Annotated in this window: 25 protein-coding genes and 1 pseudogene; 11 read left to right on the top strand and 15 right to left on the bottom strand. The window is 72.5% G+C overall.

Annotated elements, in window-relative coordinates; all coding sequences use genetic code 11:
- Window positions 1-49: 49 nt before the first annotated feature.
- The gene (locus tag HEK131_RS11545; protein WP_217460544.1) at window positions 50-2,032 is read left to right on the top strand and encodes an amino acid transporter; all 1,983 of its coding nucleotides are present in this window, start codon (window positions 50-52) and stop codon (window positions 2,030-2,032) included.
- A 6-nt stretch (window positions 2,033-2,038) separates the two neighbouring features.
- Here the strand turns inward: HEK131_RS11545 and HEK131_RS11540 are convergent, their stop codons facing one another.
- Window positions 2,039-2,776, bottom strand: a complete 738-nt coding sequence (locus HEK131_RS11540; protein ID WP_217460543.1) for a hypothetical protein — start codon at window positions 2,774-2,776, stop codon at window positions 2,039-2,041.
- A 141-nt stretch (window positions 2,777-2,917) separates the two neighbouring features.
- On the opposite strand from HEK131_RS11540, the gene HEK131_RS11535 reads away from it, so the two are divergent.
- Window positions 2,918-3,325, top strand: coding sequence for a CoA-binding protein (locus tag HEK131_RS11535; RefSeq protein WP_244451991.1), 408 nt, complete (start codon window positions 2,918-2,920; stop codon window positions 3,323-3,325).
- Here HEK131_RS11535 and HEK131_RS11530 read toward each other — a convergent pair.
- The 3 genes from HEK131_RS11530 to HEK131_RS11520 all read right to left on the bottom strand — a co-directional run bounded on the left by HEK131_RS11530 (window position 3,322) and on the right by HEK131_RS11520 (window position 5,401).
- Entirely contained in the window at window positions 3,322-3,882 is a 561-nt protein-coding gene (locus HEK131_RS11530; RefSeq protein ID WP_217460542.1) for a YbaK/EbsC family protein, read from the bottom strand. The two genes, HEK131_RS11535 and HEK131_RS11530, sit on opposite strands and share 4 nt — an antisense overlap.
- A 30-nt stretch (window positions 3,883-3,912) precedes the next feature.
- Window positions 3,913-4,485, bottom strand: a complete 573-nt coding sequence (locus HEK131_RS11525; protein WP_244334710.1) for a helix-turn-helix domain-containing protein — start codon at window positions 4,483-4,485, stop codon at window positions 3,913-3,915.
- Window positions 4,486-4,636: 151 nt separating this feature from the next.
- Window positions 4,637-5,401, bottom strand: coding sequence for an acyltransferase (locus tag HEK131_RS11520; protein WP_244334708.1), 765 nt, complete (start codon window positions 5,399-5,401; stop codon window positions 4,637-4,639).
- 154 nt (window positions 5,402-5,555) lie between these two features.
- Between HEK131_RS11520 and HEK131_RS11515 the strand changes: the two genes are divergently transcribed.
- Complete coding sequence (locus HEK131_RS11515; RefSeq protein ID WP_244334706.1) at window positions 5,556-6,083, top strand: gamma carbonic anhydrase family protein; 528 nt, start codon at window positions 5,556-5,558, stop codon at window positions 6,081-6,083.
- 20 nt (window positions 6,084-6,103) lie between these two features.
- Here the strand turns inward: HEK131_RS11515 and HEK131_RS11510 are convergent, their stop codons facing one another.
- A complete protein-coding gene (locus HEK131_RS11510; RefSeq protein WP_244334704.1) occupies window positions 6,104-6,757 on the bottom strand; it encodes a DedA family protein in 654 nt (217 codons plus the stop codon).
- Between the two features lie 161 nt (window positions 6,758-6,918).
- Complete coding sequence (locus HEK131_RS11505; RefSeq protein ID WP_161147355.1) at window positions 6,919-7,371, bottom strand: DUF4442 domain-containing protein; 453 nt, start codon at window positions 7,369-7,371, stop codon at window positions 6,919-6,921.
- A gap of 119 nt (window positions 7,372-7,490) precedes the next feature.
- Between HEK131_RS11505 and HEK131_RS11500 the strand changes: the two genes are divergently transcribed.
- From HEK131_RS11500 to HEK131_RS11490, 3 genes are all read left to right on the top strand, one after another.
- Complete coding sequence (locus HEK131_RS11500) at window positions 7,491-8,483, top strand: hypothetical protein (RefSeq protein WP_244334702.1); 993 nt, start codon at window positions 7,491-7,493, stop codon at window positions 8,481-8,483.
- 58 nt (window positions 8,484-8,541) lie between these two features.
- Window positions 8,542-9,849 (top strand): MFS transporter, encoded by a 1,308-nt coding sequence (locus HEK131_RS11495; protein WP_244451990.1) that lies wholly within the window; start codon window positions 8,542-8,544, stop codon window positions 9,847-9,849.
- A 159-nt stretch (window positions 9,850-10,008) separates the two neighbouring features.
- On the top strand, window positions 10,009-10,149 hold the full coding sequence (locus HEK131_RS11490; protein WP_217460537.1) for a hypothetical protein: 141 nt from the start codon (window positions 10,009-10,011) through the stop codon (window positions 10,147-10,149).
- 32 nt (window positions 10,150-10,181) lie between these two features.
- On the opposite strand, the gene HEK131_RS11485 is transcribed toward HEK131_RS11490, so the two are convergent.
- Window positions 10,182-11,027, bottom strand: a complete 846-nt coding sequence (locus tag HEK131_RS11485) for a spermidine synthase (RefSeq protein WP_244334700.1) — start codon at window positions 11,025-11,027, stop codon at window positions 10,182-10,184.
- A gap of 62 nt (window positions 11,028-11,089) precedes the next feature.
- The gene (tuf, locus tag HEK131_RS11480) at window positions 11,090-12,259 is read right to left on the bottom strand and encodes an elongation factor Tu (RefSeq protein ID WP_244334698.1); all 1,170 of its coding nucleotides are present in this window, start codon (window positions 12,257-12,259) and stop codon (window positions 11,090-11,092) included.
- A 314-nt stretch (window positions 12,260-12,573) separates the two neighbouring features.
- Here tuf and HEK131_RS11475 point away from each other — a divergent pair, with 314 nt between their 5' ends.
- On the top strand, window positions 12,574-13,353 hold the full coding sequence (locus tag HEK131_RS11475; protein WP_217460534.1) for a TVP38/TMEM64 family protein: 780 nt from the start codon (window positions 12,574-12,576) through the stop codon (window positions 13,351-13,353).
- Between the two features lie 159 nt (window positions 13,354-13,512).
- Window positions 13,513-14,391 carry an undecaprenyl-diphosphate phosphatase gene (locus tag HEK131_RS11470; RefSeq protein ID WP_217460533.1) on the top strand — a complete coding sequence of 293 codons (879 nt, stop codon included), beginning with the start codon at window positions 13,513-13,515 and terminating at the stop codon, window positions 14,389-14,391.
- Between the two features lie 51 nt (window positions 14,392-14,442).
- Here the strand turns inward: HEK131_RS11470 and HEK131_RS11465 are convergent, their stop codons facing one another.
- Complete coding sequence (locus HEK131_RS11465) at window positions 14,443-15,105, bottom strand: HAD family hydrolase (protein ID WP_244334696.1); 663 nt, start codon at window positions 15,103-15,105, stop codon at window positions 14,443-14,445.
- 37 nt (window positions 15,106-15,142) lie between these two features.
- Window positions 15,143-15,753, bottom strand: a pseudogene (locus HEK131_RS11460) (DUF4291 domain-containing protein).
- A 117-nt stretch (window positions 15,754-15,870) separates the two neighbouring features.
- On the opposite strand from HEK131_RS11460, the gene lnt reads away from it, so the two are divergent.
- Window positions 15,871-17,451, top strand: a complete 1,581-nt coding sequence (lnt, locus tag HEK131_RS11455) for an apolipoprotein N-acyltransferase (RefSeq protein WP_244334694.1) — start codon at window positions 15,871-15,873, stop codon at window positions 17,449-17,451.
- Here lnt and HEK131_RS11450 read toward each other — a convergent pair.
- Entirely contained in the window at window positions 17,369-18,280 is a 912-nt protein-coding gene (locus HEK131_RS11450; protein ID WP_244334692.1) for a Gfo/Idh/MocA family protein, read from the bottom strand. The two genes, lnt and HEK131_RS11450, sit on opposite strands and share 83 nt — an antisense overlap.
- A gap of 160 nt (window positions 18,281-18,440) precedes the next feature.
- On the opposite strand from HEK131_RS11450, the gene HEK131_RS11445 reads away from it, so the two are divergent.
- Window positions 18,441-18,953 carry a DinB family protein gene (locus HEK131_RS11445; protein ID WP_244334690.1) on the top strand — a complete coding sequence of 171 codons (513 nt, stop codon included), beginning with the start codon at window positions 18,441-18,443 and terminating at the stop codon, window positions 18,951-18,953.
- Window positions 18,954-19,132: 179 nt separating this feature from the next.
- On the top strand, window positions 19,133-19,525 hold the full coding sequence (locus HEK131_RS11440) for a hypothetical protein (RefSeq protein ID WP_347881852.1): 393 nt from the start codon (window positions 19,133-19,135) through the stop codon (window positions 19,523-19,525).
- Window position 19,526: 1 nt separating this feature from the next.
- Here HEK131_RS11440 and HEK131_RS11435 read toward each other — a convergent pair whose 3' ends face one another.
- The 4 genes from HEK131_RS11435 to HEK131_RS11420 all read right to left on the bottom strand — a co-directional run bounded on the left by HEK131_RS11435 (window position 19,527) and on the right by HEK131_RS11420 (window position 23,507).
- Window positions 19,527-20,048: a hypothetical protein gene (locus tag HEK131_RS11435; protein WP_217462495.1), complete on the bottom strand. Its 522-nt coding sequence runs from the start codon at window positions 20,046-20,048 to the stop codon at window positions 19,527-19,529.
- A 145-nt stretch (window positions 20,049-20,193) separates the two neighbouring features.
- The gene (ung, locus tag HEK131_RS11430; protein WP_217462530.1) at window positions 20,194-20,877 is read right to left on the bottom strand and encodes a uracil-DNA glycosylase; all 684 of its coding nucleotides are present in this window, start codon (window positions 20,875-20,877) and stop codon (window positions 20,194-20,196) included.
- 82 nt (window positions 20,878-20,959) lie between these two features.
- Entirely contained in the window at window positions 20,960-22,549 is a 1,590-nt protein-coding gene (locus tag HEK131_RS11425; RefSeq protein ID WP_244334686.1) for an ABC transporter substrate-binding protein, read from the bottom strand.
- A 196-nt stretch (window positions 22,550-22,745) separates the two neighbouring features.
- A complete protein-coding gene (locus HEK131_RS11420) occupies window positions 22,746-23,507 on the bottom strand; it encodes an SDR family oxidoreductase (RefSeq protein ID WP_244334684.1) in 762 nt (253 codons plus the stop codon).
- Between the last annotated feature and the right edge of the window lie 21 nt (window positions 23,508-23,528).

Raw genomic sequence — 23,528 nt, 5'->3', positions numbered from 1 at the left:
GCGATCAGGCGGCCCGCGCGGTGGGCCGCGGGTGAGGAGGCAGCAGCGTATGACCAGCGTCCCCGTGCAGCCCTCGGACCCCGGCGGCCCCACCCCGGACTCCGTGCGGGCCCGCTGCCGCGGCTGGCTGCTGGAGGGCCTGAGCGAGCGGACCGCCCGCCATCCGGGACCGCACCGCACCCCGCATCCGGACCAGAAGGAACACCGGTGGTGGCGGGTGATGTGCCTGACGGGGGTGGACTACTTCTCCACGCTCGGCTACCAGCCCGGCATCGCCGCCCTCGCGGCCGGCACCCTCTCGCCGCTGGCGACCCTGGTACTGATCGCGCTCACCCTCTTCGGCGCCCTACCGGTCTACCGCAGGGTCGCGCACGAGAGCCCGCACGGCGAGGGCTCGATCGCCATGCTGGAGCGGCTGCTGTCCTGGTGGTCGGGGAAGATCCTGGTCCTGGTGCTGCTGGGGTTCGCCGCCACCGACTTCATGATCACCATGACCCTGTCCTCGGCGGACGCGGCCGCCCATGTGCTGGAGAACCCGTTCGCCCCGCACTGGACCGAGGGCGGCAACGTCTGGATCACCCTGGTCCTGCTCGGGCTGCTCGGCGCGGTCTTCCTGAAGGGCTTCCAGGAGGCCATCGGGATCGCCGTGGTCCTGGTCGTCACCTATCTCACGCTCAACGTGGTGGTGCTCGCCGTCTGCGGCTACGAGATCCTCTCCCACCCGGTGCGCGTCGAGGACTGGACGAACCTGCTGACGACGGAGCACTCCTCCCCGCTCGCCATGGTCGGCGTGGCCCTGCTGGTCTTCCCCAAGCTCGCGCTCGGCATGTCCGGCTTCGAGACCGGGGTGGCGGTGATGCCGCAGATCAAGGGCGCCCCGCAGGACACCTACGAGAACCCGGCGGGCCGTATCCGGGGCGCCCGCAAACTGCTGACCACCGCCGCGCTGATCATGAGCTGCCTTCTGCTGCTGTCCAGCCTGGCGACGACGATCCTGATCCCGGAGAAGGACTTCGAGTCCGGCGGCCCCGCCAACGGTCGCGCCCTCGCCTATCTGGCCCACCGGTACCTGGGCGAGATCTTCGGCACGGTCTACGACCTCTCCACCATCACCATCCTGTGGTTCGCGGGCGCCTCCGCCATGGCCGGGCTGCTCAACCTGGTCCCGCGCTATCTGCCCCGCTACGGCATGGCTCCCGAGTGGGCGCGGGCGGTACGGCCCCTGGTGCTGGTGTTCCTGGTGGCGGCGGTGCTGATCACCCTGTGGTTCCACGCGAGCGTGGACGCGCAGAGCGGCGCGTACGCGACCGGCGTGCTGGTGCTGATGCTCTCGGCGGCCTTCGCCTCCACGGTCGCCGTGCACCGGCGCGGGCGCCGGGCCGCCACGACCGGCTTCGGGGTGATCACCGCCGTCTTCGCCTACACCCTGGTCGCCAACGTCATCGAGCGGCCCGACGGCATCAAGATCGCGTCCATCTTCATCGTGCTGATCGTGCTGACCTCGATCGGCTCGCGGGTGCACCGCGCCTTCGAACTCCGCGCCACCGACGTGGTGTTCGACGAGGCCGCGCTGCGCATCATCGACGCGGCCGCCGAGCACGGCCCGCTCCAGCTCATCGCCAACGAGCCGGAGGAGCACAGCCGGCAGGAGTACCGGGCCAAGGAGCGGGAGCAGCGCCAGCACACCCGGCTCCCCAAGGGCGCCTCCGTGGTGTTCCTGGAGGTCTTCGTCCAGGACTCGTCCGAGTTCACCGGCGAGATCACGGTCCACGGCGACGAGAAGCACGGGGTACGGCGGCTGCGCGCGGACGGGCCGACGGTGCCCAACACCATCGCGGCCGTGCTGCTGGCGCTGCGCGACCGCACCGGCCAGGTGCCGCACGTCTACTTCAACTGGACCGAGGGCAACCCGGTCGGCCATCTGGTCAAGTTCCTGGTCTTCGGCAACGGCGAGGCGGCGCCGGTCACCCGCGAGGTGCTGCGGCGCGCGGAGCCGGACCCGGAGCGGCGTCCCTGGGTGCATGTCGGCTGAGCGGGCTCACAGCGGGTTGCCCAGCTCCCCGGCGAGGTCGAGGGCGAGCAGCCGGTCGGCGTAGAGGAAGGTCTCGAAGCGGGCGCCGTCCGGCAGGTCGGGCGACTCCGCCACGTCCCGCAGCACCGCGAGCACGCCGGGCAGGTCGAGGTCGTCCTCCCAGGCCGCGCGGAGCCGGGCCCGCACCTCGTCCGGCACCGGGCGCGAGGGCCGGTTGCCCCACCGGGCCACCCCGGCCCGCCACTCGGCCACGGTCCGCGCGGCCTCGTGCAGCGCACCGTCGTCCAGCCGGGCGGGCTCGTCGCGCGGGACGCGGAGCAGAGCCAGGCGCAGGGCGGCGGGGTCGTCGAGGAGTCCCTGTACGTCCTCCTCCGCCCCCGCCCGCCCGGCCGGGGCCACGGCGACCACCACTCCGGCCTCGGGGGGCTCCTGCGTCGCCGCCCGTACATGGACGACCTGCGCCTCCCCCAGGCCCGACGCCACATCCCGGCTGTCCTCGAAGGGGCGGATGCTCAACGCGTTGGCCGCGCTGCCGAGTTCGGCCTGTTCACGGGGTGCGGTGAGCATCGTCCAGACGGGGGTGCCGCCGAGTTCGAGGGCGCGGACGAGGAGGTCGGCGGTGAGCAGGACGCGCAGCGCGGTCAGGTCGAGGCCACCCGCGTGGGCCTCCACGCGGGTCAGACCGCGGCGGGCGGGGGTTGCGGGGACGGGCTCACCGGTCCGGGCGTCCAGGATGTGCAGCACGCAGCGAGCGTAGGCGCGCGGACGCCCGGACGCAGCACCTTGTGCCGATTCCGGACAGCGTGGCGGGCCGATCGGGGGAATCGGCGCGCGGTGTCCGCTGTTGTCCGGACGGCACAGTTCCCGCGCTTGGAGGAGGCCGCCGTGTACGGCGACGAGGCGACGATCCGCAGCATCCTGACCGGACCGGGCGACACCTGGGCGGTGGTCGGCCTGTCGAACAACCGGTCCAGGGCCGCCTACGGGGTGGCGGAGGTGCTGCGGCGCCACGGCAAGCGGGTCGTGCCGGTGCACCCGAAGGCGGAGCCGGTGGCCGGCGAACCGGGGTACGCCCGGCTCGCCGACATCCCGTTCGACGTGGACGTGGTCGACGTGTTCGTCAACAGCGAGCTGGCGGGCGCGGTGGCCGACGAGGCCGTGGCCCGGGGGGCCCGCGCGGTCTGGTTCCAGCTCGGTGTGGTGGACGAGGCCGCGTACGAGCGGACGCGGGCGGCGGGGCTCGCGATGGTGATGGACGCCTGCCCGGCGATCGAGATCCCCCGGCTCGGTTAGAGCGCCACTCCGAGTCCCTCGATCACGGTCGCACCGGGGATCTCCGCGAACGCCTTGCCCGGCAGTAGGAGTTTGCCACGCCTGCGGCCGCTGCCGACGAGCACGTAGGGCAGGTCCACCACGGCCGAGTCGATCAACAGCGGCCAGGCGGCGGGGAGTCCGAGCGGGGTGATGCCGCCGTACTCCATGCCGGTCTCGCCGGTCGCCAGGTCCATCGGGGCGAACGAGGCTTTGCGGGCGCCGAGTTGACGGCGCACCGTGCCGTTGACGTCGACCTTGGTCCGGGAGAGCACCAGGCAGGCGGCGAGCGTGGTCTCACCGCCGCGCTTGCCCGCCACCACCACGCAGTTGGCGCTGCGCTCGGGCAGGTCCGCGCCGTAGTGCTCGACGAAGACGGCCGTGTCCGCGAGGTCGGGGTCGGTGTCCACGTAGAGGATCTGCTCGGCGGGGACGGCCCCTTGCCAGTTCCGTACGGCGTCGGCGACCGGTGTGGTCAGCTCGGCCAGGCAGTCGGGGGCGGGGATGGCGTTGTCGAAGTCTCCGATGGGCGCGCGCATGGCGGCACGGTAACAGCCCGTGCGGGGGCCTCAGCGCACGGGCGGTACGGAGACCGCCATCACCATCCGCATCGGCACGTCGCCGTCGTTGCCGTAGGTGTGCGGGGCGTCGGCCTCGAAGGTGGCGCTCGCCCCGGCGGGGACCGCGTGCCGTACCCCGTCCACTTCGAGGGTGAGTTCGCCGGAGGTGACGTGGACCAGTTCGACCGTGCCGGACGGGTGCGGGTCGGCGCTGCTGTGCTCGCCGGGCATCAGCTTCCAGTCCCACAGCTCCAGCGGGCCGGGCGCCTCGGTGCCGGCCAGCAGCCGGTTGTAGCTGCCGCCCTCAGTGTGCCAGAGCCGGACCGCCTGGTCGGCGGGGACGACGCGGACCCTGGGGCCCTGTTCGTAGTCGAGCAGGGTGGTGACGCTGATGCCGAGCGCGTCCCCGATCTTGACGACGGTGCCGATGCTGGGGTTGGTGCGGGCCTGCTCGATCTGGATGAGCATGCCCCGGCTGACCCCGGCGCGGGCGGCCAGCGTCTCCAGCGTGAAGCCGCGCTCGGTGCGCCAGCGGCGGACGTTGCGCGCAAGGAACTGGGTCAGCAGGTCGAGGTCCGCCACATCACGTCCATCGGGGTTCACAGGGGCCACAGGGGTCCCGGAGGTCACGGGAAGGAATGACCGGATCGAGTGCACGGGACCGCGGTGTGCCGCACCCGATCGTGCACCGCACTGTACTGCGCGGTCCGGTACGGAGCACGCGCCCGCCCGCTCAGCCCTCCGCGTCCAGCTCGGCCAGCCGCTCGACCTGCTCCTCGTCCAGGGCGGCCAGCGCGCCCAGTTGCGCGGAGGTCACCCCGGCCGGGGGCGGCACCGGGGCGGGTGTGCGCAGCGGAGGCTGCCAGCCGTCCTCGGGGGTCCAGCGCCGTACGACGCGGGCGGGCGCCCCGGCGACCACGGCGTGGTCCGGGACCGTGCCGCGCACCACCGCGCCGGCCGCGACCACCACGTTCCGGCCGATGCGGGCGCCGGGCAGGATCACCGCACCGGTGCCGATCCAGCAGCCGGGGCCGATCTCCACCGGTTCCATCCGGGGCCACTGGCGGCCGATGGGCTCGTGCGGGTCGTCGTAGGAGTGGTTGGTGGAGGTGACGTAGACGTAGGGGCCGAAGTAGCAGTCGCGGCCGATGGTGACCGTGGTGTCGGCGATGACGTGGCTGCCCCGGCCGAGGACGACGCCGTCGCCTATCCGCAGGATCGGCTCGGGGCCGAGGTCGAGGTCCGGCATGAGCCCGGCGGTGAGGGTGACCTGTTCGCCGACGATGCAGTGGGAGCCGAGCGTGATCCAGCGCTCGCCGAAGACCGTGCCGAGCGGGAAGGCGAGCCGGGTGGCCTCGCCGATCGCGCCGAACCGGAACCGGCCCGGATGCGCCGCGGTGACCGCTCCGCTGCGCTGCGCCCAGCCCCACGCCGCATGGACGGCGCGCTGGGCGAGCCCCTGTCGCCAGGAGGAGAACGTGTTCTTGCGCTTCGGCACCCGCCCACGTTACTCAGCGGTCGCTCACCGGGAGGCGCCGGACGGCTGTGATCTTCACCCCATCCGATGAGCCCTGTGATGCCCTACCGTGCGCGGGGAGACCGCCCGGCGCGGTCTCCCTCGATTTCGCCCGGCAGAGAGACGGTGGACACGGATGACGCACAAGGCCCTGATCGCAGGGATCGGCGGCAGGGAACCGGCGATCGACCCGGAGGCGTTCGTCGCCCCGAACGCCTCGGTGATCGGCGACGTGACCCTGCGGGCGGGGGCGAGCGTCTGGTACGGCGCGGTGGTGCGAGGGGACGTGGAGCGGATCACCGTCGGCGCGGACGCCAACGTCCAGGACAACGTCACCCTGCACGCCGACCCCGGCTTCCCGGTCACGATCGGCGAACGCGTCTCCATCGGCCACAACGCCGTCGTCCACGGCGCCACCGTCGAGGACGACTGCCTGATCGGCATGGGCGCGACGGTCCTGAACGGCGCGGTGATCGGCGCGGGTTCCCTGATCGCGGCCCAGGCCCTGGTCCCCGAGGGCATGGTCGTACCCCCCGGCTCCCTGGTGGCGGGCGTCCCGGCCAAGATCCGCCGTGAACTCTCGGAGGAGGAACGCCAGGGCGTCACCCTGAACGGCACCCTGTACGCGGACCTGGCGAAGACCCACCGGGCGGTGCACGAGTAGGCCGGACGCGGACAGGGCCCCTACGGCTGGTCGGCGCCGACCGGCTCGGCCTCGGGGGTCCGCTCCGTGGACCCGTTGCGCTTCGCGCGGCGCTTCATGAGCAGGAGGGAGGTGAGGCCGATGACGACGGCGGCGACCAGGCCCAGCCAGGAGAAGCGCTTGAGCCAGTCCTCAGCGACCATGCCGACGTAGTAGACGACGGCGGTGGTGCCGCCCGCCCAGACGATGCCGCCGAGGACGTTGGCCATCAGGAACTTCCAGTAGGGCATGCGGAGCACGCCCGCCAGGGGGCCGGCGAAGATGCGGAGCAGGGCGATGAAGCGGCCGAAGAAGACCGCCCACATGCCCCACTTCTCGAAGGACCGCTCGGCGGTGGCGACGTGCGCCTCGCTGAAGTGGCTCGGGAACTTCTGCCCCAGCCACGCCAGCAGCGGGCGGCCGCCCTTGCGGCCGATCGCGTAGCCGATGGAGTCACCGATCACCGCGCCGGCCGTGGCGCACACACCGAGGACGACCGGGTTGATCCCGGTGTGCTGGGAGGACATGAGCGCGGCCGAGACGAGCACGATCTCGCCGGGCAGCGGGATGCCGAGGCTCTCCAGCCCGATCACCAGGCTCACCACGGCATAGACGGCGACCGCGGGCACCGAGTCGAGCCATTCCTGCACGTGCACCGCCGGTTCCTCCCAGTCGCTGTCGCACCCTGCCGAAGACGCCGCGCACGGGCACCTTCGGGGGAAGGCTACCCGGTCGGCGCACACCGGCGACGAGCGCGAACCGGCGGCCGGGGGCGCGGGCCGGTGTCCGGCGCGCCCCCGGGAGTCCCCGAGCGGCCTCAGCCGTTCGGACGCAGGGTCCAGACCACGGTCATCTCGCCGGAGACGGAACCGTCCTCGCGCTCGATGGTGATGGCGACGGGGAACTCCGGACGGCTGCCCGCGTCGAGCTCCGCGACGACCTCGGCGGCCGGGCGGCCCAGGGTGGCGGTGGCGGTCACCGGGCCGAGGGCGAGCTTCTTGTAGTCGATCTCGGCGCGCACCGCGAGCGGCACGGCCCGCGAGAGCTGGTCGCCGAAGGCGGTGAGCACGATGGCGCCGCTCGCGGACTCGGCCAGCGTGAACATCGCGCCGGCGTGCGGTCCGCCGAGGTGGTTGTGGTACTCGGACTGGTCCGGCAACCGGAGCACCGCGCGCTCCGGGGTGACCTCGATGAACTCCAGGTTCAGGGTCCGCACCATCGGCACGGCGGCGGCCAGCATGTCGCCCATGGAGGCGCTCTCAACTGTCATGACCGTGATGTTACCGACGGGTAGCGAGCCTGGCCAGCCCCGCCCCTCTCCGTTTCGGTACGCCCCTGACGAGGGACGGTGACCGAAACGTGTCCCGTGGCGCATTAGGGTTGCTGGCCATGTGGCCAGGAGAGCAGCCGCCAGGGGGCGCGCAGAACCCGCAGGACAACCCGTACCAGCAGCCGGGTTACCAGCAGCCGAATCCGTATCAGCAGCCCGGCTACCAGCAGTACCCGCAGCCGAACCCCTATGGGCAGCAGCCCCAGTGGGGTCCGCCGCAGCCGCCGGGGAAGCCGGGGGGCGGGAGCAAGCGGGTCAAGGTCGTCGCCATCGTCTCGGCTCTCGCGGTCGTCGTCACCGCTGGGGTGACGGGGTATCTGGTCCTCGGATCCGAGGACGACGGCCCGAACGAGGCCAAGGGCGGCGGGAGGACGAGCCAGTCGCCCACGCCCGAACCGTCGGTGAGTGAGTCCGCGACGGACGACAACCCGCGCGGCGGTGACGGCGAGAAGCCGGTCATCGCGGGCTGGAAGGTCGTCGTCAACCCGAAGTTCGGCACCGCCTTCGACGTACCGGCGGACTGGCAGCTCGAGTCCACGGACACCTCCTACTTCATGGAGGACCACGCGGACGACGACAAGCTGATCACCTCGGTGTCCGCGCCCGCCGTCTACAAGTCCAAGTGGTGCACGGACGACAGCGACAAGGACGGCCGCAAGGAGGACACTTCGCTCGCCGTCGCCGGCACGCGTGGCGAGAGCGGCGCGAAGAGCCCCGAGCAGGCCGCGGTCATGCGGGTGCCGTGGTACGTCTACGGCGGCTACACCCAGCCGGACAAGAAGAGCCTCACGTACGACAAGAAGACCAAGTCCTACGTCACCACCTCGGGCGTCAAGGGCGCCTACGCGTGGGCGCGTTCGTCGGGCAGCCCGCAGAAGGGCAAGTGCGCGAGCGACGGCAAGGCCATCTCGTTCGCCTTCCGCAACTCCGCACAGGACATCGTGTCGTTCGACTTCTACGGCGCCAAGGGCGTGAAGGGGGAGGTCGACACGGCGACCATCATGAAGATCCTCTCCTCGGTGCGGCTGCACGGCGACCCCACGGAGAGCTGACGGACGGCTCGTAATCGGGTTGGCAGTCCCGGGGTCACGCGGCCATAGTCGGCCGGTGATCCCGGACTCCTCCGCACGCCCCTCCTGGGCGGGCCGCAACTACTCCCTGCTGACCGCCGCGGCCGTCGTCGCCGGCCTCGGCGCCAACGGGTCGCTGATAGCGGCCGCGTTCGCGGTGCTGGACGCGGGCGGCGACGGCGGCGACGTGGGCCTGGTCGCCGCCGCCCGCACCCTGCCGCTGGTGGTGTTCCTGCTCATCGGCGGCGCGGTCGCGGACCGGCTGCCCCGGCACCGGGTGATGGTCGCGGCCAACGCCCTCAACTGCGTCTCGCAGGGCGCGTTCGCCGTGCTGGTTCTCACCGGTGAACCCCGGCTGTGGCAGATGATGCTGCTCAGCGCGCTCGGCGGCACCGGTCAGGCGTTCTTCAGCCCGGCGGCCGAGGGCATGCTGCTCTCCTCCGTGGAGGGGGAGCACGCGGGCCGGGCCTTCGCCCTGTTCCGGATGGCCACCCAGGGTGCGGCGCTCGGCGGGGCGGCACTGGGCGGCGCGCTGGTGGCCATGATCGGCCCCGGCTGGGTGCTGGCGCTGGACGCGGCCTGCTTCGCCCTCGCCGGTGCGCTCCGCGCGTTCCTCGACGTGAGCCACATCCCGGCCCGCGAACCGGGCAGCGGCATGCTGGCCGATCTCCGCGAGGGCTGGCGGGAGTTCATCGGCAGGCCCTGGCTGTGGGGCATCGTCGTCCAGTTCTCCCTGGTCAACGCGGTGGTCAGCGCGGCCAACGCGGTCTACGGCCCCCTGGTGGCCCGCGACAGCCTGGGCGGTGCGGGCCCCTGGGGCCTGGCCCTGGGCGCCTTCGGCGCGGGCACGGCGGCGGGCGCCCTGCTGATGACGCGCTACCGCCCCCGTCGGCTCCTCCTCGCCGGCACCCTCTGCGTCTTCCCCCTGGCCCTCCCCTCGGCCGCCCTGGCGGTGCCGGTGCCCGTGGGGGTCCTGTACGGGGTCATGTTCGTCGCCGGTGCCGCGGTGGAGGTGTTCGGCGTCTCCTGGATGACCGCCCTGCACCAGGAGATCCCCGAGGACAAGCTCTCCCGCGTCTCGGCCTACGACTGGTTCGGCTCGGTGGCCCTGATCCCCCTGGCCACGGCCCTGGCAGGCCCCACCCAGTCGGCCTTCGGCCGCACCCCGGCCCTGTGGGGCACCTCAGCCCTCATCCTCCTGGCCACGGCCCTGGTCCTCCTGATCCCGGACATCCGCACGCTGCGCCGCGGGGACGGGCGGGATGCGGCGGCGCCCCACTTGCCCCTCGACACCAAGAGCACGCCGGTAGCGGCAGCCAGCCAAAAGTCAATGGCCTCTGATGACTAGTCATTTATGACCAGGGCCGGAATGCTGGGCGGAGCGTCGGTCCGGACGCACTCGCGCACCCGTCGAGAGGCAGCATGCATGTCTTCCGAACCTGCAACCGAGTCATCCAAGTCACGCCACTCACCCGAATACAGGCCGCCGGTCCCCTGGTGGGTCATCGTGCTGGCGCTGATCATCTCCACGGGGGCGTACGTCCTTTTGGTGGTGCTCGGAAAGCAGGACGGCGCGGCCACTGCCGGCTCCCTGGCTGCCCTGCTCACAGGTGTCCTGGCAGCTTTGGCGGCCTTCGGACGCAAGTAGTAGCGCGACAGGCCGAACTCGCAGCGCGCCCCTCAGCCGATGCCGAAGGCCCCGGCCGGGGGCTCGGGGGACGGGACGGCGTCCGGGTCGGAGACGGGGCGGGCGGAGCCGATGAACTTGCCTAGGGAGGCGCCGTGTTCGACGCGGGCGGGGAAGGCGTCGGCGGCGGTGCGGCGGGCCAGGGGAGCCGTGTCCAGGGGGTGGTGGGAGGCGAGGAGGACCGCGTTGCCGAAGCGGCGGCCGCGCAGGACCGCCGGCTCCGCGATCAGGGCCAGCTCCTCGAACGTCGCCGCCAGGTTGGCCAGTTGGGAGCGGAGGAAGCCGAACGGGGCCGCGTCGGCGAGGTTGGCCAGGTAGACGCCGTCCGGGCGGAGCACCCGTTCCGCCTCGCGGACGTAGTCCAGGGAGGTGAGGTGGGCCGGGACGCGGGAGCCGCCGAAGACGTCCGCCATCAGGACGTCGGCGCTGTCGTCGGGGGCCGCCTCCAGCCAGGCGCGGGCGTCGGCGGCATGCGTGGTGATGCCCGAGCCGGGCGGCAGCGGCAGGTGCTCGGTGACCAGGTCCAGCAGCCCCTTGTCGGCCTCCACCACGTCCTGCCGGGAACCGGGCCGGGTCGCGGCCACGTACCGGGGCAGGGTGAGGGCTCCCCCGCCCAGGTGCAGCACGTCCAGTGGCCGGCCGGGCTCGGCCACCACGTCGAGGGCGTGGCCGAGCCGCCGGGCGTACTCGAACTCCAGGTGCTCCGGCTCGTCCAGGTCGACGTAGGACTGCGGAGCCCCGTCGACGGTGAGCAGCCAGGCCCGGTCCCGGTCGACGTCGGGCATCAGCTTGGCGGTGCCGTGGTCGACGGTCCTGCTCACGGGTACGGATTCACTCACCCGGCCATTGTCGCCGCTCGGGCGGGGTGCGCGGGGACGAGCCCCCGCGCACCCCGCACCGCTCAGCCGACGGAGGTGACCGTCCCGGCGCCCACGGTCCGCCCGCCCTCACGGATGGCGAACCCGAGCCCCGGCTCCAGCGGGACCTCCCGGTCCAGCTCCACGGTCATCTCCACCGTCTCGCCGGGCCGGGCGACCGCCAACGGGCCGAGGTCGATGTCACCGGCCACGTCCGCCGTGCGGATGTAGAACTGCGGCCGGTACCCGGTGGACAGCGGCTTGGTGCGGCCGCCATCGGACCCGGCGAGCACGTACACCCGCGCCGAGAACCGGCGGCTCGGCACCACACTGCCGGGCGCCGCGACGACGTGCCCGCGCCGCACCGCGTCCCGCGGCACCCCGCGCAGCAGGATCGCCACGTTGTCCCCGGCCTGCGCCTCCGGCATCGGCTTGCCGAAGGTCTCCAGCCCGGTGACCACGCTCTCCACCCCGGCGCCGAGCACCTCCACCCGGTCGCCGACGCGCAGCGTGCCCCGCTCGACGGCACCGGTGACGACGGTGCCGCGACCGGTGATGGTGAGCACGTTCTCCACCGGCAGCAGGAACGGCGCGTCCAGGTACCGCTCCGGCATCGGCACGTACGTGTCGACCGCGTCGAGCAGCGCCTCCACGGAGGCCGTCCAACGGGGCTCGCCCGCCAGCGCCTTGAGCCCGGAGACCCGTATGACGGGCACGGTCTCCCCCGGATACCCCTGCGAGGTGAGCAGTTCCCGCACCTCGAGCTCGACCAGGTCGGTCAGCTCCTCGTCACCGGCGTCCGCCTTGTTCAGCGCGACCACGATGTGGTCGACACCCACCTGCCGGGCGAGCAGCACGTGTTCGGCGGTCTGCGGCATGATCCCGTCGAGCGCGGAGACGACCAGGATCGCCCCGTCGAGCTGGGCGGCGCCGGTCACCATGTTCTTGACGTAGTCCGCGTGGCCGGGCATGTCGACGTGGGCGTAGTGCCGGGTGTCGGTCTCGTACTCGACGTGCGCGATGTTGATGGTGATGCCGCGCGCGGCCTCCTCCGGGGCGCGGTCGATGCGGTCGAAGGGCACGAAGGTGCCGGTGCCGCGCTCGGCGAGCACCTTGGTGATGGCGGCGGTCAGCGTGGTCTTGCCGTGGTCGACGTGGCCCATGGTGCCGATGTTCAGGTGCGGCTTGGTGCGCACGTACGCCGTCTTGGGCATGGCTGTTCCTCGTGGTCTTGGTGGTGCGTGGAGAGCACGGGGACCCCTGGGACTCGCCGACCCTCCCCTCGCGGGGTCCGCCGGACTATCCGGAGAGGGTCAGCTTCGGGCGCCGTCGACGGCGGCCACGAGGACGAGGACGGCAGCCTTCGGTGCGTCCGCGACCGCGGATGCTGCGAGGAAGGCGTACCGGAACATGACGCAGATCATGGCGCACGCGTCGTCCCACGTCGAACGGTTTTCCGCGGCCCGTAAGGGGTCAACGGCCGTGAACCATACGCCGATCACACCCCTGTGTCGGTTAGTGTCGCCGAATGCCCGATGCCACCACCCGCTCTGGGGGCACCGCCACGGCCGCTCCCCCGGCCGTCGCCCTGAGGCCGACCGTCGCCGTGCCCGTCCCCCTCCTCACCCGCGCCGGACTCGTCGCGCGCGCCACGCTCGTGTGGCCGTCGCCGTACGCCCGCCTCGCCCTGCTGCTCCTGCTGCTCGCGGGCGCGGCCACGACCGTGCTGGTCCTCGATCCGCAGCGTTACCTCACCCAGGGCTGGCCGCCGCAGCTCGGCGGGTTCACGGCGGCCGGGGTGTTCGCGCTGGCGTACGGGGTGTGCACGGTGGCGTTCGTGCCGCGCCCGCTGCTGAACCTGGCGGCCGGCGCGCTGTTCGGCTCCGCGCTGGGGCTGACCTCGGCGCTGGCGGGCACGGTGCTGGGCGCGGGGCTGGCGTTCGGCCTCGGCCGGGCGCTGGGCCAGGACGCGCTGCGCCCGCTGCTGCGCGGGCGCTGGCTGAAGGCGGCCGACGGGCAGCTCAGCCGGCACGGCTTCCGGTCGATGCTGGCGGCCCGGCTCTTTCCCGGCGTGCCGTTCTGGGCGGCGAACTACTGCGCGGCCGTCTCCCGGATGCGCGCGCTGCCCTTCCTGCTCGCCACGGCGCTCGGCTCGATCCCGAACACGGCCGCCTACGCCGTCGCCGGGGCCCGCGCCTCCACGCCGACCTCCCCCGCGTTCCTCATCGCGCTGGCCGTGATCGGGCTGCCCGCGCTGGCCGGTACGGCGCTGGCCTGGCGCAAGCGGCACCAGTTGCGCGGGCGTTGACGCCACCGCCCCGACGCCCCTCGTACCCCCGCCGATCGCCCGCCGTTCATGACCAGCGCATGACCAACCCCCTGTGAAGGCTTTGCCAACGGCGCCCGCTACGCTGCCCTGCGTCGCATGATCCCCCTACGCTCCCCAGCGCTTGGACGCCACACCTCCATGTCTTGGTTTGAATCCCTCGTCCTCGGACTCGTCCAGGGACTCACCGAGTTCCTGCCCGTCTCCTCCAGCGCGCATCTGCGGCTGACGGCGGCCTTCTCGGGCTGGCAGGATCCCGGCGCGGCCTTCACCGCGATCACGCAGATCGGTACGGAGGCGGCGGTCATTATCTACTTCCGCAAGGACATCGGGCGGATCATCTCGTCCTGGTTCCGCTCGCTGTTCGACAAGTCGATGCGGCACGACCACGACGCGCAGATGGGCTGGCTGGTGATCGTCGGCTCGATCCCGATCGGCGTGCTCGGGGTGACGCTGAAGGACCAGATCGAGGGGCCGTTCAGGGACCTCAGGATCACGGCGACCATGCTGATCGTGGTCGGTGTGGTCATCGGCATCGCCGACCGGCTGGCGGCCCGCGACGAGTCCGGCGGACGGCACCGCAGCCCGAAGCAGCGCAAGACCCTGGAGAACCTCGGCATCCGGGACGGCCTGATCTTCGGCCTCTGCCAGGCATGCGCCCTCATCCCGGGCGTCTCACGCTCCGGCGCCACCATCAGCGGCGGCCTGTTCATGGGTTACAAGCGCGAGGCCGCGGCCCGCTACTCCTTCCTCCTCGCCATCCCGGCCGTCCTCGCCTCCGGCGTCTTCGAGGTCAAGGACTCCCTGGGCGAGAACAGCGAGGTGGCCTGGGGTCCCACCCTCTTCGCCACGGTCATCGCCTTCGCGTCGGGATACGCGGTCATCGCATGGTTCATGAAGTGGATCTCCAACAAGAGCTTCATGCCCTTCGTCTACTACCGGGTGGTCCTGGGCATCGTCATCATCGCCCTGGTCGGCGCGGGCGTACTGAGCCCGCACGCGGCGGAGTCGTCGGGGTGATCGCGGGCACCGCCGGTCCAGCGATGACGGACGGCCGGCGGGGCCCGGACCTCAGCGTCGGCTGGTGTTGAACTCCCTGATCAGCCCCGACAGTTCCAGCAGGCTCTCGATGCGGAACAGGGGAAGCCGTTCCGCGTCCCTCGTGTTCCAGGTCAGCCGCGCCCAGGGGCCCCGGTGGATCAGGGCCGTGTGCGTGCCGGCCCGGCGAGCCGGGCGGAGGTCGTCGTCCAGGCGGTCGCCCACGTAGAGGATCTCGTCCGGTTCGGCCGGGACCATGGTGGTCAGGCGGGCGAAGAAGGCGGGGTCGGGCTTGGAGACACCCCAGTCGGCCGAGGTGCCGATCAGGTCCACGTCCGTCGCGAAGAGCTCGCGCAGGACGCGGGCCGCGTGCTCGTCCTGGTTGCCCGCGATGCCGAGCCACAGGCCGTCCGCCCGGAGCGTGGCCAGGGTGTCGCGGACATCGGGGTACACGTCGGCCTCGCCGAACATCCGGGGCACCCCGGCTGCGGCCCGCCGCTCCCGCTCCTCCGCCAGGTCGAAGCCGGGCCGGAACTCCTCGAAGACCTCGTGGTGATCACGCCCCTGGGCGATCACCGCGCCGAACACCGCCGAGAACGTGTGCCGGGGCACGCCCAGCCAGTCCGCCCAGGTCCCGAACTCCGTCGTCTCGTCCACCAGGCACTCACCGACATCGAAGACCGCGGCGCGAATCATGGTGGCCAGCGTAGTGCGCGCACCCGGTCCCGGTGATCTACGCGCCCAGGTGGGCCAGAAGTCCTCCGGCCACGGGGTACGGGCTCTCCCGCGGCAGCAGCCCGGCCGCCTCCTCCAGCCGCCCCGCCCGTACCGCCCCGTGGACCTCCCGCGCCAGCGGGGTCACGTCGCGGATGCCCACGATCCACTCGTCGGCGTACCGGGCGGCCGCCTCCCCCGCGAGGCCCAGTTGGAGGGCGCGATGGGGAAGCGGGTTCAGGTGCAGGTCCCGCTCGGGGTCCCACTGGACGCGGCCGGAGCCTCGCGGAGACGGCGCTTCCAGTCGGCCGGGGTGCCGTGCAGCTCGGCCACGTGGTGCGAGAGGCAGGCGTTGCGCAGGGCCCATTCGAAACCGTCACGGGTGATGTCCACGGCGAGGACCGTCTCCTGGCCCTCCTTGGCGCTCCAGCCGCAGCGGTACATCATCCACAGGAAGGAGGGCTTGATCCAGGTCATCCGGGACCGGCTCCAGGCCGCGGGGAAACGGCCGGTACGGGCCGCCGCCTCGCCGATCTCCGGCCGGTACGCCTGGTACACCGTGATCGTGTCGGACGTGTGGGCGGCGCGGATGCGGAACTTCGGCTCGGTGGCGGCGGGTTGGTCGATCATGGGACCAGGTTCGGCCACCCGGGCCCCGGCTGCCACCCGATTTCGCCGGTGGTCCCCTGTCATGGATCACGCGACGCGCGCACACTGGAGTGAGGGCCCTGGGGAGGGAGACTCCGGATGAGGAGCACGAGGACGTTCGGCCGGCCGCTGGGCTCCCCCTGGCCCCGTTCCGGCGCCGCCGCCCTGGCGGGCGCGCTGCCGGTGCTCGCGTTCCCGGCGCCCGCCCTCTGGTGGTTCGCCTACGTCGCCCTCGTCCCCTGGATCGCGCTGGCCCGCTCCGCGCCGACCGCCCGCCGGGCCGCGCTCGACGGCTGGTGCGGGGGCGTCGGGTTCATGCTGGCGGTGCACCACTGGCTGCTGCCGAGCCTGCATGTGTTCATCTTCCTGATAGCCGCCCTGCTGGGCGTGCTCTGGGCGCCCTGGGGATGGCTGGCGCACCGCTTCCTGGGCGGCACCCCCTCGCCCGGCCGGGCCTCGGCCGCCCTGCTGGTGCTGCCCTCGGCGTGGCTGGCGGTGGAGCTGGTCCGCTCCTGGCAGGGGCTCGGCGGGCCGTGGGGCATGCTCGGCTCCACCCAGTGGCAGGTGGGCCCGGCGCTGCGGCTCGCCTCGGTGGGCGGGGTGTGGCTGCTCAGCTTCCTGGTGGTCGCCGTCGACGTGGCGCTGGCGGTGCTGATCTCGGTACGCGCCTCCCGCGTGCCCGCCATCGCCTCGCTGATCGCCACCGCGGCCGCCACGAGCGCCGCGTACGCCTGGGCGCCGCGCGCGGACGTGGACGGGCGGGCGCGGATCGCGGTGGTCCAGCCGGGGGTGTACGACGGTCCGCGGGGCCCCGAGCGGCGGTTCGCGCGGGAGGAGTCGCTGACCCGGCGGTTGGCGGGGCGGGACGTGGACCTGATCGTCTGGGGCGAGAGCAGTGTCGGCCACGACCTCGGCGACCGGCCCGACCTGGCCCGCCGGATCGCCGCCCTGTCCCGGCAGACCGGCGCCGAGGTGCTGGTGAACGTGGACGCCCGCCGCTCCGACCGCCCCGGCATCTACAAGAGTTCCGTACTGGTCGGCCCGGACGGCCCCACCGGGGACCGGTACGACAAGATGCGGCTGGTGCCGTTCGGCGAGTACGTCCCGGCCCGCGCACTGCTCGGCTGGGCCACCTCGGTCGGCAAGGCGGCGGGCGAGGACCGGCACCGGGGCGAGGAGCAGGTGGTGATGGACGCCGGGGGCCTCGGGCTCGGCCCCCTGGTCTGCTTCGAGACCGCGTTCCCCGACATGGGCCGCCGGCTCACCGAGGACGGCGCGGACGTCCTGCTCGGCCAGTCCGCCACCTCCACGTTCCAGGAGAGCTGGGCCCCGGAGCAGCACGCCTCGCTGGCCGCGCTGCGGGCCGCCGAGACCGGCCGCCCGATGGTGCACGCCACCCTGACCGGCGTCTCCGCGGTATACGGCCCGGACGGCGAGCGCGTCGGCCCCTGGCTCGGCACCGGCGCGAGCGCCGCCCGTGTGTACGACGTACCGCTCGCGCACGGCGTCACCCCGTACGTCCGGCACGGCGACTGGCCGGTGGACGGCGCGCTGCTGGTGCTGACGGTGCTGGGTGTGGCGGAGGGGCTGCGGACGCTCAGGCCGCGCCGGACGGGTCCTCGGCCGCTCGTACCACGCGCTCGCACAGCTCGTGAGTCGCCAGCGCGTCCCGTGCGCTGAGCGGTTCGCCCGCGCGGACGGCGTCGAGGAAGGTGAGGACGGCTCCCTCGATGCCGCGCTGCCGCGACACCGGGACCCAGTCGCCCCGGCGGCGCACGGTGGGCTGGCCCTTGTGGTCGATCACCTCGGCGAGGTTGACCACCTGGCGCTTGGTGTCCTGCCCGGAGACCTCGAGGATCTCCTCGGCCGAGCCGGAGAGCCGGTTCATCACGCCGAGCGCGGTGAAGCCGTCCCCGGAGAGCTGGAGCACGACGTGGTGGAGCAGCCCGGCCTCGCTGCGGACCCGCACGGTGACGTCGTCCACCGGGCCGGGCGCCAGGAAGCGCAGGGTGTCGACGACGTGGATGAAGTCGTCCAGGATCATCGAGCGCGGCTCCTCGGGGAGGCCGACCCGGTTCTTCTGGAGCAGGATCAGGTCGCGCGGGTGCTCCAGGACCTGCGCGTAGGAGGGGGCGTAGCGGCGGTTGAAGCCGACGAAGAGGGGGACGCCCCGGCGCTCGGCCAGCTCCACCAGCCGTTCGGAGTCGGCGAGTTCGTAGGCGAGTGGCTTGTCCACGTACGTGGGTACGCCCGCCTCCAGGAGCCGGGTGACGATCTCCGGGTGGACGGCGGTGGGCGCGTGCACGAAGGCGGCGTCGAGACCCGCGTCCAGCAGGGAGTCCAGCGTCTCGTGCCGCCGCTCGGCGGGCAGGTGCAGCGAGTCGGCGACGCGGGCGAGCGTGGCGGGGGTGCGCGTCTGGAGGTGGAGGTCGAGACCGGGCTGTGTGCCGAGGACCGGCAGATACGCCTTCCGCGCGATGTCGCCGAGTCCGATGCAGCCGACCTTCACGTGTGCTCTCCCTACCGCTGTCCTGCGTCTTCCTCCTCGGAAGCATACGGCGGGCGCCGGTCGGCGATGCCGTCGAAGGACTGCGGCGGCAGGTCCCGCCCGGCCTTGGCGAGCCGAAAACTCCTGTCCATCACGCGGGAGTTGGGCGAGGATGCGCGGCATGACGAACATACGCCGAGAGCCCGCCATCGACGCCGGTGAGCGCGACATGCTGGAGGGCTGGCTGGACTACCACCGGCAGACCCTGATCGAGAAGTGCGCGGACCTGACCGACCAGCAGCTCCGGACCCCCTCCGTGGAGCCCTCCACCATGACGCTCCTGGGCCTGGTGCGGCACCTGGCCGAGGTCGAGCGGTACTGGTTCCACGAGATCCTGCTCGGCGAGGACCCGGGGGTGCTGTACTCCACCGAGGAGGACCCGGACGCCGACTGGCACATCACCGAGGCCGACACCTGGCAGGACGCGTACGCGACCTGGCTGACCGAGGTGGGGACGGCGCGGCGCAACGCGGCCGGTTTCGGGCTGGACGACTTCTCCAAGGGCCTGCGCAGATCCGCGGGCGATCCGTTCAACGTCCGCTGGATCTACACCCACATGATCGAGGAGTACGCCCGCCACAACGGTCACGCCGACCTGATCCGTGAGCGGGTCGACGGGCGGACCGGCGAGTAGCGTCAGCCCGCGTCCGCGCCACGCCCTCCCGGCGGGGCGAGAGATCACTCGTGCGGGGCATCGGCGGCCCGTCACCGACGCCGGGCGGACGGCGGGGCGCGCAGAGTGGTCGGGTGGATCGAACTACGACTGCCGCAGCGCTTCTTGTCACCGTGGCCGTCTCGGCTCTCACCGGGTGCATGACCGTGCACGGGCCGGCGGTACCCGCGTCGGGCCCGGCCGGCCCGCCGTCCCGGCCCGCGGCGGCACGGCCGGACGGGAGCGCGCTGCCCCGGATGGAACAGGGGCCCGCGCGGGAGGCGCTGGAGCGTACCGGGCACTCCCCCGCCGCCCCCGCACCGCGCCCCCCGGCCGCCGCCGCGCCCGCCCCGCCCGAGCCGCAGCGGCCCCCCGCGGCTCCCGCGCCCCGCCGGGCGTACCCGGAGCAGCGGCGCCAGCGCGCCGACACCCCGCACCCGCCGCCCCGGACGGTGCCGAGGGTCCCGAACGTGTGCGCGCTGGGCAAGAAGTACGGCGGCTGGCCCAGGAACAGCCCCCAGTCGACGATCTGCGACCGGGCGTACGGGCACTGAGCTAGCTCTGCGGCCGCTGTCTCGGCGGGCCCCAGCCGTCCCCCTCGGCGGGGCCGGTGTCGGGGAAGCGGAGTTCGAGGCGGGTGATCGCGGCCCGGACGCCGGTGCCGTAGCCGTCGTCGGCGAGGGTGTCCGCCGCTCTGCGGGCGCGGCGCAGGTGGGTGCGGGCGGCTTCCGCGCGGTCCAGCTTGAGGTAGTCGGCCGCGAGGTTGAGGTGCAGGGAGGGATAGAAGCCGCGCACGCTCGTGGGGTCCGCGCCGGGGCGGCCGTCGGTCAGTTCGTCGGCCGCCGACAGGGCCCGCAGATCCCAGGCGAGTTCGTCCGCCGGGTCGTCCTGGGTGTCGGCCAGGTAGTGGGCGAGGGTGCAGCGGTGCAGCGGGTCACCGGACTCGGCCGCCTGGGCCCACAGCTCCAGCAGCCGGCGCCGGGCCTCCTCGCGGTCGCCGCCGCGGTGGAGCATGACGATCTGTCCGACCCGGGTGAGCAGGGCGTCGGGCGCCGTCTGCTCCTGTCGCTCCGCCACCGCGCCCTCCGGACCCGTCATCCGGCCGCTCGTCGGCCGTCCGCCCCCGACGCTAACCGCAGGCGGGGGCGATACCGGGCAGGCGGCCCCGGACGACACGGCGACACGCCCGGACCGGCGCCACCGCGGTCCGGGCCGGTGCAGGTCAGCCCAGGTCGGGAATGCGCCAGTCGATCGGCTCGTGCCCCTGCGCGGCGACGGCCTCGTCGATCTGGGTGAAGGGCCGCGAGCCGAAGAACTTCTTCGCGGACAGCGGCGAGGGGTGCGCGCCCTTGACCACCACGTGCCGCGTCTCGTCGATCAGCGGCAGCTTCTTCTGCGCGTAGTTGCCCCACAGCACGAAGACCGCCGGGTCGGGACGGGAGGCCACCGCGCGGATCACCGCGTCCGTGAACTTCTCCCAGCCCTTGCCCTTGTGCGAGTTGGCCTCGCCGGAGCGCACGGTGAGGACCGCGTTCAGCAGCAGGACGCCCTGCTCGGCCCACGGCATCAGATAGCCGTTGTCCGGGACGGGCAGGTCCAGCTCCTGGTGCATCTCCTTGTAGATGTTCCGCAGGGACGGCGGGGTCTTCACACCCGGCCGGACCGAGAAGCACAGGCCATGCCCCTGGCCCTCGCCGTGGTAGGGATCCTGGCCGAGGACGAGGACCTTGACCTTCTCGTAAGGCGTCGCGGCGAGCGCGGCGAAGACCTCCTCGCGCGGCGGGTAGACGGGACCGTTCGCCCGCTCCTCCTCGACGAACTCGGCCAGCTCCTTGAAGTACGGCTGCTGGAGCTCGTCACCCAGGACGCCCTGCCAGGACTCGGGCAGCATGGCGATGTCGGTCACGTCGGTGTCCCTCACGATCGGCGGTCACTTCCAAGGCTTCAGAACCTACAGGCGACCACTGACAACGCGTGGGGCAGGCCGCTCACCAGCTCGTCTTACGGTGCAGCTCCCACATCGTCATGATCGTCGAGGGGTCGAGGGCGCGCTCGCCGCCGGCGATGTCCTGGCTCGCCGCGACGTACTGGCGTCCCTGCCACAGCGGGATCAGCCGGGCGTCCTCCACCATGATCCGCTGGGCGGACGTCATGTCCTTGACCACCTCGGCGCGGTTCCCCTGCGCCCGCGAGCGGGGCAGCAGCTCGCCGGTGATCTTCTTGGTGACGTACGGGGTGCCGAGGGCGTTGTGCTCGCCGACGAAGGGCGCGATGAAGTTGTCCGCGTCGGGGAAGTCCGGGAACCAGCCGCGGCCGAACACCGGGTACTCCCCCTTCTGGTAGCCGGTCACGTAGGTCTTCCAGGGGCGGGTGCGCAGGGTGACCGTGAACAGTCCGGAGCCCTCCAACTGCCGCTTCAGCTCCTGGAACATCACGGCGGTCTCGGAGCCGTAGCGGTCGGAGGTGTACCAGAAGGTGAGCGGGACCCGCCGGTCGATGCCGGCGCGGGTGAGGATGGCGCGGGCCTTGTCCCCGCTGGGGTCGCCGAAGCGGTCGAAGTAGGAGGTGGCGTGGCCGGTGAGGCCCTTGGGGACCATCGAGTACAGCGGTTCGACGGTGTCCCGGTACACCTTGTGCGCGATCGCGCCCCGGTCCACGACCTGCGCGACGGCCTTGCGCACGGCCGCGTTGCCGGCCCAGCGGTCCTTGGGGTTGAACACCAGGTAGCTGATGTCGGTGCCGGTGCCGTCGACCAGTTGGAGATCGGCCGGGGACTGCTTCTGCAGGGCGAGGATGTCGTCGGCGGCGAGTCCCCGGTAGGTGACGTCGATCCGCTTCTCGCGCAGCGCCTTGACCATCGCGCCGGAGTCCTGGAAGTAGCGGATGGTGACCGCGTGGTTCTCCCGCTCGGCGAAGCCCTTGTAGCTGTCGTTGCGCACCAGCACCGCCTCCTCGCCCTCGTCGTAGGACTCCAGCCGGTAGGGGCCGGAGCCGCGCACGTCCTTGTCCGTGCGCAGCGAGTTGGCGGGGTACTCGCGCGGGTCGACCAGCGACATGGCCGGGGTGGCGAGCACGAACGGGAAGGTGGCGTCGGGCTTCTTCAGATGGAAGACGATCTCCCGCGTGCCGACGGTCTCCACCCGGTCCAGGCCCTCCAGCAGTCCGGCCGGGCCGCTGGGGGCGTTGATGGTGCGGATGCGGTCGATGGAGTGCTGGACGGCCTTGGCGTCCAGCGGGTCACCGTCGGCGAACTTCAGCCCGGACCGCAGCTTGCAGCGGTAGGTGCGGCTGGTGGAGTCGGTGAAGGAACAGCTCTCGGCGGCGTCAGGCTGGGGGGTGGTCGCGCCGTTCGGGTAGGCCAGGAGGGTCTGGTAGACGTTGCGGAACAGTTCCCAGGAGCCGTCCCAGGCGCCGGCCGGGTCCAGGGTGCTCGGCGCGCTCGTCGTCCCCACCACGATCGGACTGCTGTCGTCGGGGCCGCCGTCGGAGAGCAGGCCACAGCCGGGCAGCAGGGTGATGAGTGAGGTCAGGGACGCGGCCGCCGCGACCCTGCGCCGGACTCTGTTCCGCTTGAACACGCGCTCGCTCCTCGATCCGCCGTACCAAGGTCGGCAGACCATACCGCAGCCCGAGACCTCCTGAACCTCCCCTGAAACATGGGTTGTTGAACGGTTACCGATGACTACGTTGTCATGACCGCGCCCCGCTCGGGAACGCGTACGGGCGCCGCTCCCCGAAGGGAACGGCGCCCGTGGTGGCGCGGGCCGGGAGGGGTCAGCCCACCCCGGCGTTGAGGAAGATGCCGCCGTCCACGACGAGCGTCTGACCGGTGACCCAGTCGGACTGCTCGGAGGTGAGGAAGGCCGCGGCCCCGCCGATGTCGGAGGGGACGCCGAGCCGGCCGAGCGGGTAGGCGGCGGCCGCCTCCGCCTCGCGGCCCTCGTACAGGGCCTCGGCGAACTTGGTCTTCACCACCGCCGGGGCGATGGCGTTGACCCGCACCTTGGGCGCGAACTCGTGCGCGAGCTGCTGGGTCAGGTTGATCATCGCGGCCTTGCTGACGCCGTAGGCGCCGATGAACGGCGAGGGCGCGAGTCCGGCGACGGAGGCGATGTTGACGATCGCGCCGCCGTTCTCCCGCTGCCAGGCGTGCCAGGTCTTCTGGGCGAAGCCGAGCGCCGAGATCACGTTGGTCTCGAACACCTTGCGGGCCACGTCCAGGTCGACGTCGGCGATGGGGCCGAAGACCGGGTTGGTGCCCGCGTTGTTGACCAGGAAGTCGACGCGGCCGAACGCCTCCATGGCGCGTTCGACGGCCTCGGTCTGGTGGGCGAGGTCGTGGGCCTTGCCGGCGACGCCGATGACGCGGTCGGCACCGAGCCGCTCGACGGCCTCCTTCAGCGCATCCTCGTTGCGGCCGGTGATGACCACGCGGTCGCCGCGCGCCACGAGGGCCTCCGCGACGCCGTAGCCGATGCCCCGGCTGGCGCCCGTGACGAGCGCGGCCTTGCCGGAGAGTGCGGGAAGTTCAATCATGTCCGTGTGCTCCAGGGTCCC

It is taken from the genome of Streptomyces seoulensis (assembly GCF_022846655.1).
In the GTDB taxonomy this organism is placed as follows: domain Bacteria; phylum Actinomycetota; class Actinomycetes; order Streptomycetales; family Streptomycetaceae; genus Streptomyces.
Note: the sequence above shows the minus strand (reverse complement) of the source record. Positions and strands in the feature narration are given on the sequence as shown.

Excerpts from the sequence above, each read along its gene's own strand:
- HEK131_RS11530 (WP_217460542.1), bottom strand. The coding sequence starts at position 3,882 with ATGCGCGCGCCCATCGGAGACTTCGACAACGCCATCCCCGCCCCCGAC.
- HEK131_RS11440 (WP_347881852.1), top strand. The coding sequence starts at position 19,133 with ATGACCGTGCACGGGCCGGCGGTACCCGCGTCGGGCCCGGCCGGCCCG.
- HEK131_RS11505 (WP_161147355.1), bottom strand. The coding sequence starts at position 7,371 with ATGACAGTTGAGAGCGCCTCCATGGGCGACATGCTGGCCGCCGCCGTG.
- HEK131_RS11500 (WP_244334702.1), top strand. The coding sequence starts at position 7,491 with ATGTGGCCAGGAGAGCAGCCGCCAGGGGGCGCGCAGAACCCGCAGGAC.
- HEK131_RS11470 (WP_217460533.1), top strand. The coding sequence starts at position 13,513 with ATGTCTTGGTTTGAATCCCTCGTCCTCGGACTCGTCCAGGGACTCACC.
- lnt (WP_244334694.1), top strand. The coding sequence starts at position 15,871 with ATGAGGAGCACGAGGACGTTCGGCCGGCCGCTGGGCTCCCCCTGGCCC.
- HEK131_RS11475 (WP_217460534.1), top strand. The coding sequence starts at position 12,574 with ATGCCCGATGCCACCACCCGCTCTGGGGGCACCGCCACGGCCGCTCCC.
- HEK131_RS11420 (WP_244334684.1), bottom strand. The coding sequence starts at position 23,507 with ATGATTGAACTTCCCGCACTCTCCGGCAAGGCCGCGCTCGTCACGGGC.
- tuf (WP_244334698.1), bottom strand. The coding sequence starts at position 12,259 with ATGCCCAAGACGGCGTACGTGCGCACCAAGCCGCACCTGAACATCGGC.
- HEK131_RS11545 (WP_217460544.1), top strand. The coding sequence starts at position 50 with ATGACCAGCGTCCCCGTGCAGCCCTCGGACCCCGGCGGCCCCACCCCG.
- HEK131_RS11465 (WP_244334696.1), bottom strand. The coding sequence starts at position 15,105 with ATGATTCGCGCCGCGGTCTTCGATGTCGGTGAGTGCCTGGTGGACGAG.
- HEK131_RS11515 (WP_244334706.1), top strand. The coding sequence starts at position 5,556 with ATGACGCACAAGGCCCTGATCGCAGGGATCGGCGGCAGGGAACCGGCG.
- HEK131_RS11445 (WP_244334690.1), top strand. The coding sequence starts at position 18,441 with ATGACGAACATACGCCGAGAGCCCGCCATCGACGCCGGTGAGCGCGAC.